Source organism: Bacillus sp. PK6-013 (assembly GCF_054161445.1).
This window is the reverse complement of sequence record NZ_CP096417.1, coordinates 1,610,283-1,623,741: the sequence shown is the minus strand read 5'-3', so window position 1 is coordinate 1,623,741 and position 13,459 is coordinate 1,610,283. Positions and strand designations below refer to the sequence as shown.

General features: G+C 40.8%; 13 protein-coding genes and 1 pseudogene. All 14 read right to left on the bottom strand.

The window, feature by feature from the left end; all coding sequences use genetic code 11:
* Positions 1-128: 128 nt before the first annotated feature.
* Positions 129-425, bottom strand: coding sequence for a methyltransferase (locus tag M1E03_RS08280; RefSeq protein WP_096748227.1), 297 nt, complete (start codon positions 423-425; stop codon positions 129-131).
* Positions 415-969 (bottom strand): stage II sporulation protein M, encoded by a 555-nt coding sequence (locus M1E03_RS08275; protein WP_020452197.1) that lies wholly within the window; start codon positions 967-969, stop codon positions 415-417. The genes M1E03_RS08280 and M1E03_RS08275 overlap by 11 nt, the downstream gene beginning before the upstream one ends.
* On the bottom strand, positions 966-1,673 hold the full coding sequence (locus M1E03_RS08270) for an ABC transporter ATP-binding protein (RefSeq protein ID WP_020452198.1): 708 nt from the start codon (positions 1,671-1,673) through the stop codon (positions 966-968). The genes M1E03_RS08275 and M1E03_RS08270 overlap by 4 nt, the downstream gene beginning before the upstream one ends.
* On the bottom strand, positions 1,670-3,364 hold the full coding sequence (locus M1E03_RS08265) for a hypothetical protein (protein ID WP_020452199.1): 1,695 nt from the start codon (positions 3,362-3,364) through the stop codon (positions 1,670-1,672). The genes M1E03_RS08270 and M1E03_RS08265 overlap by 4 nt, the downstream gene beginning before the upstream one ends.
* A 72-nt stretch (positions 3,365-3,436) precedes the next feature.
* Positions 3,437-3,781 carry an uberolysin/carnocyclin family circular bacteriocin gene (locus M1E03_RS08260; RefSeq protein ID WP_020452200.1) on the bottom strand — a complete coding sequence of 115 codons (345 nt, stop codon included), beginning with the start codon at positions 3,779-3,781 and terminating at the stop codon, positions 3,437-3,439.
* Between the two features lie 24 nt (positions 3,782-3,805).
* Positions 3,806-4,459 carry a YIP1 family protein gene (locus tag M1E03_RS08255; protein ID WP_020452201.1) on the bottom strand — a complete coding sequence of 218 codons (654 nt, stop codon included), beginning with the start codon at positions 4,457-4,459 and terminating at the stop codon, positions 3,806-3,808.
* A 157-nt stretch (positions 4,460-4,616) separates the two neighbouring features.
* Positions 4,617-4,886, bottom strand: a pseudogene (locus M1E03_RS08250) (IS3 family transposase); the annotation flags it as partial.
* 170 nt (positions 4,887-5,056) lie between these two features.
* Positions 5,057-5,836 (bottom strand): phosphate ABC transporter ATP-binding protein PstB, encoded by a 780-nt coding sequence (gene pstB, locus M1E03_RS08245; RefSeq protein ID WP_023855209.1) that lies wholly within the window; start codon positions 5,834-5,836, stop codon positions 5,057-5,059.
* Positions 5,837-5,848: 12 nt separating this feature from the next.
* Positions 5,849-6,661 (bottom strand): phosphate ABC transporter ATP-binding protein PstB, encoded by an 813-nt coding sequence (gene pstB, locus M1E03_RS08240; RefSeq protein ID WP_043054596.1) that lies wholly within the window; start codon positions 6,659-6,661, stop codon positions 5,849-5,851.
* Between the two features lie 34 nt (positions 6,662-6,695).
* Positions 6,696-7,583 (bottom strand): phosphate ABC transporter permease PstA, encoded by an 888-nt coding sequence (gene pstA, locus M1E03_RS08235; RefSeq protein ID WP_023855211.1) that lies wholly within the window; start codon positions 7,581-7,583, stop codon positions 6,696-6,698.
* Entirely contained in the window at positions 7,583-8,512 is a 930-nt protein-coding gene (gene pstC / locus M1E03_RS08230; RefSeq protein WP_003183532.1) for a phosphate ABC transporter permease subunit PstC, read from the bottom strand. Before pstC ends, pstA begins: the two co-directional genes overlap by 1 nt.
* A 75-nt stretch (positions 8,513-8,587) precedes the next feature.
* Positions 8,588-9,478: a phosphate ABC transporter substrate-binding protein gene (locus M1E03_RS08225; RefSeq protein WP_031304750.1), complete on the bottom strand. Its 891-nt coding sequence runs from the start codon at positions 9,476-9,478 to the stop codon at positions 8,588-8,590.
* A gap of 219 nt (positions 9,479-9,697) precedes the next feature.
* Positions 9,698-11,821 (bottom strand): peptidoglycan D,D-transpeptidase FtsI family protein, encoded by a 2,124-nt coding sequence (locus M1E03_RS08220; RefSeq protein ID WP_025811147.1) that lies wholly within the window; start codon positions 11,819-11,821, stop codon positions 9,698-9,700.
* Positions 11,822-11,922: 101 nt separating this feature from the next.
* On the bottom strand, positions 11,923-13,209 hold the full coding sequence (locus M1E03_RS08215; RefSeq protein ID WP_023855214.1) for an MFS transporter: 1,287 nt from the start codon (positions 13,207-13,209) through the stop codon (positions 11,923-11,925).
* Positions 13,210-13,459: the final 250 nt, after the last annotated feature.

The window sequence follows — 13,459 nt, the reverse complement described above, 5'->3', positions numbered from 1 at the left end:
CAATAAAAAAAGATGGAGAACCCATTCGTAGTACGAAGTTGAACTTGTCAAAAAGCAATTCAAATTATTAATTTAAACGATATAAAAAAACATCCATTAAGGACGTTTTTTGATTGAGAATTAAGCAATCAATTTAACCAAAAGAAAGTAACTGTAATTAAAAGTATTAAATATATGGCCGAAAAAATTCTATAAATACCTTTTTTGGTTTGGAAAGGTGGGGATATAAAAGTTACTAAAATGGTCGGGCCAAACAAAGCAATCAAAAAGTACCTATAATCAAAAAAGACAGTACAGATTGATAGTAGTATTGAAAAATAAAATACTATTATAAATGAAGTATTAACTTTACTTTTCGTTTCTTTTTGTTCTTCTCCTGTATGATCATCCAGTAATTTATCTATCTGCTTTTTATTAAAAAACATAAGAGCCTCCTAATGTTAATTTGTTAAGTAAATAAGGCGTTATTAATGCTTCTGTAACAGCAGCAAGTAATGTCAATAAAAAAAGTATAATAACAAAGTACAAAAAATCTTGTAAAAACTGTTTTTTTGAAAAATAAATACCCCTTATCTTCATATACACGTAATCTAACAATTTGAAACCAAGTGCTCCCGACAAAATCATTGCCGGAATCTCAAAAATACCGTGAGGAACCAAAGCAGTTAATATAAATAAGACATCGTTTCCATGGTCAGTGATACTATGTAAAGAAGATAGACCGACTAAGAAGCCATTCAATAGTAATAAGATAGATGTCAAAATTCCAAATGTAAACATTGAAAAAATGAGAAATAAATTTGCTGCAAAATTATGTGTAAAGTAACCTGATACTGTGATATTTTGAACATTATCTTGACTAAGGCTAGGTAGAATATTGTTAAAAATCACACCAAGAACTAAACCCACTATGTAAAAGGAGCTTGCTATATAGAGTATACGCTTATTTCTTTTTATTAATTCCTTCATTTTAGTATCGTATCCATATCCCTTATAATCAAATCTTCAAAATCCTTTATGTCTGTCAGGTGATTATATTCTTTAACTAAAGTACCATTAATCAGTATACCAACCTTATCGCATAGTTGTTGCGCTATGTTTACAAGGTGTGTAGACATGATGACAGTATTTCCCTGTTCAGCATAACGTTTGAGAAAACTTTTCATCATCTTTGTAGTGGGGGGATCAAATGCCCCTAATGGTTCATCTAATATTAATATTTCTGGTTCATGAACTATGGCTCCTGCAACAGATAACTTATGTTTCATACCAAAAGAAAATGTAGATATCATGTCGTTTTCATTATCTTTCAATTTAAATTGACTTAACAAAAGATCTATTCTATCATTTTTAATCTCATAAGGGACTTCTTGTAAATCAGCAACAAACTCAAGGTACTCTCTAGGTGTTAAATAATGATAGATAAAAGGTGCGTCTGGAACGTATCCTATATATTTAAGGTAAGAGGATCTTTCAGATTCCAAGGTTTCTCCTTTGACAGTGATTTTACCTTCGTAAGGTTTCACTATACCAAGGATACATTTTAAAAGAGTTGATTTACCAGCTCCATTTGGTCCAAGTAAGCCGTAAACTTTGCCTTTCTCTATCTTTAAATTAATAGATTCAAGGATCAGTTTATCTTTATATTTGAAAGACACATTTTCAATGTTCATGTTTTCATCTCCCAATTTTTCGTTCCTATTCTTTTAATCCAAAAATAATAAAAGACTCCAATACCTATAACAAATAAAATGGTACCTGTCACAATGATTAAAAAGAATACTCCCCTATTAATAATATTAAAAGTAACGAGAACGCCTGTGATACCATACAACTGAAGGTAAAATGCCAGTAACACTCCGAGAATAGTATGTTCAAAAAATGATGCTTTAACAGATGAACCAATGTCTTCAAAGTTCTCCCAATCTAAACGAGGATAGAGAAATGTTCCAATAATTTGTCCAGCCCCTATGATAAGACTGATGGAGTTAATCATGATGAACAATATAAGCTGCGTCATAATATCTAAGTTGAATAACAATAAGATGAATAAAAATAACGTATTCATTAAAATAAGAATCACAGATAAGTGCAATAAAGATTTTCCTGCGATCAATTTAAAAATAGAAGCACCCGAGCTCTTATAAACGTAAAGGTTCTCACGCTCTGCATCTGCTGAAGTTACGCCAAGTAATCCCTCTCCTAATAAAGATGTATTATAAGTCACAGCAAATAAAATTGGGTAGATAACAAAAATGTCTGAGAAATCAAACCACTTTTGATTTAAACTAAGACCTATCAATACACCTAGTTCTACTGCAATCATATTAATGGAAAGTACCAGTCGTTTTTTTATTGTAAAATTAGCTCTTAATAATGCAGTAAGGTCTTTCTTTAGAATAGCAATATTTTGCCGTGGTAAGGTCTTTTGTAAGAAACTTAAAAAAGGCAACTTGATTGGTTTTAATTTTGGCAAAAGATTATTAGGTACTGCTTCTTTTATAATCAATACTTTCAAAATTAAATGAAAGGTAATAAAGGCGAAAAGGCAACCTAAAGCAATATAACCTATAGAACATAAAAAAAATAAATGTATATCGCTTGTTGAAAGTAAAAACCAATTTGTAGGCAGCCAATTGGTGGTTAATATCGTATCTAATTTGAATAGATATATGAAATTGCCAATAGCTTCGAGGAGATCATTTTGATAAAAATAATTAAGTCCGATCCAACCAAGAAAAGTAGTTGAAATGGCAGATATACAGGCAATTCCTATAAGGGATAACAAGCTTTTTAATCGTGAATTTAAAATGTTATGTAGAAATTTAGAATAAACGATGTATGTAAGCGATGAATAAAGACTTGTCAGTCCAACAATAAATATTAGCAGTGATGGAAATGATAACAAAAGATATATACGGTCATGTGTAGAAAAATTTATAAAAAAGAGTATAGGGAATAACACTACTGTTAATTTAAACAGGATGTTTAGAAAAATTGTTGTAAAGAACCTTGATAATAAAATTTTTTTGGGATCCGTTTTTAAAGTATGAAGAAGAAGAAAATCTTCAGGATATACATATCGATGTATGATATCAGTCGATGATTTTAATATATTCAAAACAAAAAAGAGAATGATAAAGTTAGTACCTAGAGTTAGAATATGCTCTGGAACTCCAGTTAAAAGAGTCTGTGAGGCTTTATATAGAATAAATATATACACCAAGAAAAAGGGCGCAAAGACAAATAGAATTTTATTTGATTTAAGTAAATTTTCGCTTGATGGGAAAAAATAAATCAAGCGATTTAAAGTTCGTCTATAGGTTAGTTTAAAGTTTGCAATGAGAACCCTTTTGTTGAGCATGTGTATATTCCTCCTAGAACGAAAATAAGGAGGAGTATAATTATACTCCTCAATCTCTTCCTTTTGAGCATTTTACCATTCAGCAGCATATTTCTTGCCGTATTTTTTAGCTAGCTTTTTCGCTGTAGCTACCATTGCAGCTGTAATTAGACCAGTTCCGCCCAAAACAACAGCCAATAGGCTGAGAATTGTTAATACATCGCCTGTTGTCATAATAACACCGATTGCTACATAGGCTGTTTTTTTACTAATTCCTAGGTTTGTTGCAAGGTCTAAAGCGAACTGATGACCTGAACTAAAGTCAATAGAAGCTAAACCTGCAATACCTTCTGACGAGCCCATAAGGAAAGTAGCAATGGCAAAGAGAGAAACTACACCTGTAATACTTGCAATTTTAAAAAGATTGCTATTTTTCATCTTGAAATCTCACCTCCTTTCAGTTTATAAAAATAAACTTGTTGAAAAAAGAGAAATAATACCTAAAGACATTGTAATGCTAATGATTATGATGGTTTTTTTATAAGAAATTTGATGTATTACTTTTAAGGCAATACACCCTAGAATAGTAGACCACCAAAAGAAAGGGTCGATAATAATATTCAAGATAATATCTAGCGGCTGTTGAGAATTTGGGTAAATAACTGAAAAGGCGAAATCACTACCTAAAAAGAAAGAAAAAATAATGAGTATTGTAAATTTGATGCCTATAGGTATGATTGAATAAATAAAACTAGGGAAAAATTCTTTGGCTGTAGCGGTCCCGCCAATTAATATCCCAATAATATGTATAATAAAAAAGCTTACAAGAACCATCGAGGTAAATTGAATAATACCTAATACTAATGTAATGATCATAATGAGTGTATTCATATCAGTTGTATAATCAATTCCATTGTCTTGAAATGAATTATTAATCAAGGTAGAGAGTGTTGGGAAGATAGCTAAATAAAAGCCTAAGAACAGAAACAATACAGCTAGGAAGACAAACCAAGAATGACGATAATTCTTATCGCTAGAATACTTGATAGAAAGAAAGTCCTTTGGAGAAAATATGAAATGATGTACGAGAGTAATAAAGTTTTGTTTATTATCCATAAATGCTCCTTATATAAACAAAAGTATTTTTTGTTAATTCTATTAAAAACATATCACCTTTTACAATGTTTGGTCAATATGGGATTTTATTTATTAAGGTAAATTTAAGGTTGAATTGTTTCGTGAAAATCGAAAAGAATGCCTCTGGGACTACCCCCTTTTTTAAAACTTCATTTTGTTGTTTCAGCTAACGACTTTCTGCCTGCATTCAGAAGAATACTCGGGATCCTTTCGATAAGTATATTGTTTTCCAACAGGCTGTTCGAATCAGTGTTTATCCGCAGCCTTATACCACCTGCCCCATGCCTGAACCCGCGCCTTATTCTTGATATTCGATTTCTGCATGATCTCTTTCTTAGGTACGCCTACCAATCTCATTTCTAAAGCCTTCCGTTTGACTTCAACCGGAACTCACTCTTGTCCCCATAGAAAAAACACCTCCACGTCTTATTTCGGATAACAACTATCCGTTCAACTTTGAAGGTGTTTTTTATTTGTCTCATCTTATGGGACCGGTCCCCTTCGTACCAGCCTGCTTTTTTATTGCCTCCGCTCCGGTGCAAAAAAGGCTGCCGCTTTAAAGCGGCAGCCTCTTTCTCATCCGAACCGGCCTGTAATATAATCTTTTGTCCGATAGTCGTCAGGACTTGAAAACATTTTGACCGTATCGTTGCACTCAATCAGCTCGCCCATGAGGAAAAATGCCGTTTGATCGGAAATTCTCGATGCCTGCTGCATATTGTGCGTGACGATTGCAATCGTGTATTTCTCTTTCAGCTTGAGCATCAGCTCTTCAATTTTCAAAGTCGAAACTGGATCAAGAGCTGATGTCGGTTCATCCATCAAGAGAACGTCCGGATTGGTGGCCAGCGCCCTTGCGATGCAGAGGCGCTGCTGCTGCCCCCCGGAAAGTCCGAGCGCCTGGGAATGAAGGCGGTCTTTCACTTCATCCCACAGCGCCACATCCACAAGCGCTTTTTCCACCCTCTCATTCAATTCCTTTTTGTTTTTCAGTCCATGGATCCTTGGTCCGTATGCGACATTATCAAAAATCGACTGGGGAAACGGATTTCCTTTTTGAAACACCATACCGACTTTCTTCCGCAGCTCAACAAGATCGACTTTGCTGTTCAGTACGTTCGTTCCGTTGTAGCTGATCTCTCCGGTCATTTTGACATTCGGAACCATATTGATCATGAGATTCAGCGTTTTAATGAAGGTCGACTTTCCGCAGCCTGACGGACCGATGATGGCGGTAATTTCGTACTCGGGTATTGTCAAGTTAATGTTCTTTAATGCGTGATGTTCGCCGTACCATAAATTCAAATCATTGATCTGGTACACATCTTTTGGCTTTACGGCTGTTACAGCGCTCATACCGGCCCCTCCTTATCCAAACCTGCCGTTGATGTAATCCTCTGTCTTTTTTTCTGAAGGATTCATAAAGATCTTTTCCGTACGATCGTATTCGATCAAATCTCCGTTAAGGAAAAATGCCGTTTGATCGGAAATTCTTGAAGCTTGCTGCATGTTATGCGTGACAATGATGATCGAGTATTCCTCTTTTAATCCGACGATTAATTCCTCTATTTTCGCATTTGAAATCGGATCGAGCGCTGAAGCAGGCTCATCCAAAAGCAGGACTTCAGGCTTCATCGCGAGCGTCCGGGCGATGCAGAGGCGCTGCTGCTGCCCGCCTGACAGCGAAAAAGCCGACTCATGCAGCCTGTCTTTCACTTCATCCCACAGCGCGGCTTTCCTCAAGCTTTCTTCCACGATCTCATCAAGCACGGATTTACGCCGTTCGCCCGCATACTTTAAAGCATGGGTAATGTTGCTGTAAATCGATTTTGGAAAGGGATTCGGCTTCTGAAATACCATTCCGATTTCCCTTCTCAGATTGACGACATTGATATTGGAATCAAGGATGTTAAGTCCTTCATATCGTATTTCTCCGGATGTTCTGGCTGATGGAATCAGATCGTTCATCCGGTTGATGCTTCTTAAAAAAGTCGATTTTCCGCAGCCTGACGGGCCGATCAAAGCCGTAACGGCATGTTTGTCAACATGCATGGAAATGTCGTTGACGGCCCGCTTTTCTCCATAGTAAATATTTAAATTTTTCACTTCTAAAATATGTTCTTTCGCTTCAGGAAACGGAGCGATTCCGATAGTGTCGCGCACGGTTTCCAAAACCGGCATCTGAACCTGAACCATATGATTTCATCCTTCCTTCTTATTTGTTTGCCGTTAACTTTTTATGAATAAAAGAGCCGAGCCATCGGGCTGCCAAATTAAAGATCAAGACGGACAGTACAAGAACGGCGGATGCCCCGTTTGCGATCGCTTCAGCATCAGGGATGATCCCCTGTGTGTTTACATTCCAAATGTGAACGGCCAGCGTTTCAGCCGGTCTGAAAATATTGAGCGGCGAGGTCTCAGAAAACGGATTCCAATCGGCGAAATTCAGTCTCGGCGTGGTTAGTCCGGCTGTAAACAGCAAAGCGGCAGCTTCGCCAAATACGCGGCCCGACGCAAGAATCGCCCCTGTGATGATGGACGGCACCGCACCAGGGATCAAGACCGTTTTAATCGTATGCCACTTGGACACACCTAAAGCAAGGGAAGCTTCTTTTTGTTCCTTAGGTACAGAGCGGATCGCATCCTCTGTCACCCTGACCATGACGGGAAGGTTGAAAATCGTCAAAGCAAGCGCTCCGCCGATAATGCTGTACCCCCATCCGGTCAAATTAACAAACATCAGCATGCCGAACATCCCCATGACGATCGAAGGAAGGGATGACAAAACTTCAATACAGACACGGATAAAATCGGTCAATTTGTTGGCGGGCGCATATTCAGCCATATAAATTCCTCCGCCGACTCCAAGGGGAACTGTGATCAGCATCGTCAGTGCGAGAATATAAAACGAGTTGAACAGCTGATCGCGGATTCCGCCGCCGCTTGAAAGCGCACTGGAACGCGAAGTTAAAAAGCTGAGGCTGATATGTGAAACACCATTGATGATGATATAAGTGAACAAACCGACAAGAATGGCGGCGATTACCGCAGCAATCAATCCAAAAACACCGGTTGCTAAACGATCTGTTACTTTGCTGTTCATTACAGTTTCCTCCTGGATGACAGATAGCGGATGAGCAGGATGAACAAGAACGACATGATCAGAAGGACAAGGCCCATTGACCAGAGCGTATTGTTTTCCACGCTTCCGTATGTTGTATGGCCCATATTCAACGTTATAATCGTTGTTAATGTCCCCGCAGGGTCTAAAAGGCTCTCAAACAGGTTTCGGGAATTTCCGATGACCATCTGCACGGCCAGCGCTTCGCCGAACGCCCTCGCCATTCCTAAGACGACGGCTGTCAGAAGCGAAGGCAGCGCTGCCGGTATCAGCACTTTTCGGATCGTCTGCCAGCGGGTTGCGCCCAATGCGTATGATCCTTCGCGCAGATTTTTCGGCAGCGACATGAGCGCATCCGTTGAAATAGAAGTGACCGTCGGCAAAATCATGACAGCCAGGACGATCGTTCCCGCCAGAAGGCTGTGGCCCGATCCGCTTGACTTAAACTGTGAAATGAACGGCACTAACACTGTAAGGCCTATGAATCCATAAACGACGGAAGGAATACCAACAAGCAATTCGACAACCGGCTGCAGTACTTTTCTGCCCCATGATGGCGCGATTTCCGTCATGAAAATCGCACCTCCTATTCCAAGCGGTGCAGCAATCAAAGATGCAAGAAGGGTCACTGCAAAAGATCCGAGTATAAACGGAAGGGCTCCGTATTCAGGGTTTTCGTTCGTTGGATTCCAATCTAGACTGGTTAAGAACTCAATTGGACTTACACCATTGGCCAGAAAAGATTGCAACCCCTTATTTCCGAGAAAAATTGTGATCGAAATCGCCGCCGCCATCATGATAAACGCGCACGACGCAACCAAAATCCTCCCGCGGATTTCATCCATTTTGCGATTATGCTTGGAGCTGATCAGCCGCTCTTTTGCGGACAGTTTCTCTATTTTTTGAACCATTTTTTTACACTCCTATAAGAACAAGTCATAAGAGGGAAAGTGTCAGGAGCACACTTTCCCGCCTTCTATTGTCAATTATTTATCAGTTTGCTTTCCATTCGCATCGCGCTTGACTTCCATGTCTGTTACTGGAATGTAGCCCTGCTCCGTCACGATGGATTTTTGAATGTCATCGTTCATCAAATAGTCGAGGAATTCTTTCGCCAAGCCTTCAGGCTCGCCTTTCGTATAAGAATGCTGGTATGCCCAGATCGGGAATTTGCCTTTTTGTACATTTTCGGCTGTCGGCTTAACGCCGTCGATTGAAAGCGGAGTGACAGTGTCATCCTTGATATAAGAAAACGCAAGATATCCGATTGCTCCAGGCGTTTCAGCGATTAACTTTTTCACTGTGTTTGAAGAATCTTCCGTGATTCCTTCAGCCGGAGTTTCTCCGTCAAGTGCATATTTAACAAAAGTCGCGCGGGTTCCTGAAGAATCAGGACGGTTGACAAGCGTAATCTTTTGATCTTTCCCGCCTAGTTCCTTCCAGTTCTTGATTTTACCTGTGAATACCTTTTTGAGATCCTCTAACGAAATGTCATCGATGCCTACTTCAGGATTGACCGCAGCTGCCATTCCGACAACCGCAACTTGATGATCGGTAAGTTCTTTGGCAGGAATGCCTTCTTTTTCTTCGGCAAAGACATCGGAGTTGCCGATTTGGACTGTGCCTTCAGCCACTTGGGAAAGACCTGTGCCAGATCCTCCAGCCTGAACTTGAATATCGGCATCAGGATTTTCATCCATGAATTTTTCAGCCGCTGCTAAAACAAGAGGCTGCATCGCCGAAGAACCCGAAATCGTCAAAGAACCTGAAGCCTTATTCTCTGCTTTATCGCTTTGTTTGCCTTCGTCTGCATTGTTGTTTGTACTGCTGCTTCCGCAAGCTGCTGCGAAGACAACTAAAACGGACATGATGAACATCAGTGTGATTTTTTTAAATGGTTTCACTTCTTAATCCTCCCGCGTAAATGTGTAATTTGTCCTACGGGTATAGCGTAACTTTTCAGTGTTAATCTTGTTTAAATGAATTATTAAGGTTTTGTAAAATAAGCTTGAACTTTGTATAGAATGCGGGTGAAAGGAACGGGCGCACAAAAAAACACCTGCATGGTTCAATGCAGGTGTTTTAATGAAAAAGTCCTATTCTGTAGCTTCTTTTTCGATTTTGTCTTTATTTTTTTCGGCGGTATTTTCTTTCGATTGTTTTGATTTCAGTTCAAAATACTTATCAAGCACTTTCCGGCCGAGTTCGTTTGTAATTGAATATCTTTGGCCATAGTCATTATAAACCCAAGGAACGACGACGGAAATTGCGACTTCAGGATTATCGTAAGGAGCGTAGGCAACAAGCGTTGTATTGTATGTCGGTGTTCCCGTTTTCGATTTGTCCGGTCCGTCATAGAAAGACTGGGCCGTTCCTGTTTTTCCTGCTGGTTTATATGAAGCAGAAGCAAACTGGCCCGCTGCCGTACCTTTTGTCATTACGCGCCTGAATCCGTTTTGGACTTCTTTAATGTATTGATCGCTCATGTCTAATTTGTTCAATACTTCAGGCTGCACGGACTGTGTAACGGCCCCGATTCCTTTTTTCGAATCAGGCTCCCTGATCTCTTTCACGAGCTGCGGCTTCATGCGGTACCCGCCATTGGCAATCGTTGATACGTACTGAGCCAGCTGCAGCGGTGTGTATGTGTCATACTGTCCGATGGAATAGTCAAGCAAGAAACCAGGCAGTCTTTGAGATCCTTTGTAGCCTGTTGCTTCATTTGGCAGATCGATTCCGGTTTTGACGCCGAGGCCGAACTGGCTGAAATAATACCTGAATGTGTCAAATGCTTTTGTTTGAAGATTGAGAGGCTGGTGCGCCTTATATTGACCTTTACCAAGGGCGATCGCTGTTTTAAACATGAACACGTTTGAAGATTGTTCAAGCGCTCCCTGGATACCCAGTGTTCCCAAGCCCACTCTCCATGACTTTTTCGGATTCGGCGAGTCACCGATCCAAAGCGGTTCATCAAGAAAAGTCGTATTTAAATTAATGGCTCCCGTCTGCAGACCTGTTAAAACAGTGGCCCCTTTGACAGCCGAGCCCATCGCATAAGAAGACGTCATCGCGCCGAGGGCATAGTCGTCAACCTTTAATTTGCCGCTTTCGTTTTTAAGCTGCTTGCCGGCAATCGATAACACTTCCCCGTTTCGCGGGTCCATCATGACGACGAATGCGCGGTCGAGAAGCGGAGCGCTATGCTGGGCTTTGGCGGACTTCAGTTCATCCTCAATAATTTTTTCAATCGCTTTTTGCATATCAACATCGATCGTCAAGACTAAATCTTTTCCGCTTTTCCCCTCGGAAATGACTTCCTTATCGACGATGTCCCCTGATTTGTCGGTAATATTTTTTACTTTCTCTTTCTGTCCCTGAAGCACATTTTCATATTCGGCTTCGAGGTAGCTTTTTCCGACCCGGTCATTCCGGTTGTAGCCGAGCGACAAATAATGATCAAGCAGACTTTTCGGAAGCCCTTCATTTGAATCAGATATGCTGCCGATCATCGTTCTGAGCAGACCGTTATAAGGATAATCCCGCTTCCAATCTGACGTCACATCGACTCCAGGGAGCTCGTCCAGGTGTTCGCTGACAACCGCCATTTCTTTTGCGGTTACGTCCTTGTTTTTAATATACTGCGGAGTCAACGCGTATCCAGAATCCATCTGACGCTTGATTGCCAAGACTTTCAAATCTTGATCTGTCAGTTCTTTCAGTTTATCTTCCGTGATCCTGTCAAGCTGCAGCTGGTATAAATCGTCTTCTTTCAGCTTGCCGTCCTTAACTTTTTTCCGATCCTGATCGGTGATGAGCTTCTCGGCTTTTTTCGGCCTCGTTAAAATCCAGTAGTCCTTTTTATCGCGCTCCGTTATTTTATCTGTATCGATTTCGATCATTTCTGCAAGTTTTTTTGCTATTTTGAGCCTGTCCTCTTGAGAGGTCGATGATGTCCTTGTGTATGTAATGGCATTCATCGGTTTATTTTTCACGATCGTGTTTAAGTTCCGATCATATATTTTCCCCCGCGGAACGCTTGTCGAGACATCGACTTCTTCCTGCTTCTGCACTTCGTTCGTATAGTCTTCGCCAAAGACGATCTGCACCATGCCGAGGCGCACGACGACGATGGTGAAAATAATAAAAGCGAGCAGGAACAATATGTTCAATCTAATGGGGAGCGATTTACGTTTTTCAGTTTTCATTTTTTTGTTCATCATTAGCATCACCTTTTTGAAATAAAGAAAAGACACCTTATGAAAAGGTGCCAAATCTATTGTAAAGTTTTTTTCGGCATTTTTCTACTATTTTCCCTTGCGGCTTACCTTTTTCCTTCTAAATAATTGGGTTCAGCTGTTTGTTTATGCGCATCTTTTCCGACCGTTTCGCGGGCGGGCTCTGTCAGACGGATATCTTTGACGAAATAGTAGATCAGCGTGTGGCCTGCCCCCAGCAAAACGAGGGAAACCGGAATGCCCAGGTCTTCTTTCAGCAGCGACACGAGCAGCAAAAAGACCAAGATCGAGACAATCCGTCCGATGTTTAAAAAAACCTCTCTGACGACAATATATTCGATCCGCGCTTTCCGGGCATACCTTGCTTTACCGATCACATCATATGTGAGCGATGAATACGGCACGAGCAAAATCGGATAGCCGATCGCAATCGCTACAGCATACAGCAGCAGCGTCACATACGTCATATGAAACAAAATCAGAAAGAGAGCGCCGAACAGGATGAGACCGCCCATTAAAATCGCCTTTTTGCGCGCTCCTTTTTTAATAAGCCGCGTTGCGAAATAGTATGCAAAAAAAGAAACAGCTGAATTAATCAAGCCGAACTTCCCCAATGCCAACTCGCTCTTTGTCGTAATAAAGACAAAGACATTGATTAAAAAAACGAAAATCCCTTCTCTCAGCCCCTGAAAAAAATGAGCATTTGTAATGCTGCGCCAATTCGGGTCTGAATTTCGTTCCGCCCAGATTTTCTTCAAAATGTAGCGGCCGCGCGATTCACGCCTCTTTAAAAAAAAGCTCGTGATGACAGCCACTGAAAATAAAGCCAAAGACAGGCTGAAAATCACCGTGTACCCCGTGTTGTCAGCAAGCCGTGAAATAACATAGCCGGCGACAATCGGACCGATCATTCCCGCGCCGGAATTTAAAATGCCGAGAAACCCGTTAAAAAAATCTCTCGTGTCCGGCTCAGTGATTTCAAATGTCAGGACATTAAACGCAAGCCAATAAAATCCGTAGCCAATTCCGAGCACACTGCCGAGCAGCACAAGCCGTGATCCCGCATTCTCCCCCGCCAACAGCACAGTTAAATAAAATACAGCCAAAAACGAAACGCCAAACCTGAGTATAAACACCCTGTCGATTTTTTTAGCAAGGCGGCCTGCAAACATAAAGATGATAGGCTGCATCACGACGATCGACAAATTGTAAATGGCCAAATCGACAAACTGTCCGGACTGCTTCCACAGATATACATTCACAAACGTATTGGAAAGGGCAATGCTAAGAGAATAAAGGCCGCCGACTGCAAGCAGCAGCAGGAGGTCCCTGTTTACTTCAACATCGCCTATTATGTTTTTGATTCTGCTCATAACTGACTCCCCTTTACTGATCATCATTAGTCTGTCTCATCAAAAGTCAGTTATGTACTTCAGAGCAAAAGAAACGAAAAACAAACAGACCGGCTTTTTGCCGGTCCTTCAACAGCCGCTCCGCTTCGCGAACAACATAAAAAGGCCCGCTTTCCGCGGGCCTCTCAGCGTGTCGACAAACCCTCGCATTCGTTGTCAGGCCTGCGCGTCGGTACTCACGAATCCAACATTCGCTCCGCTCCGATGCTCG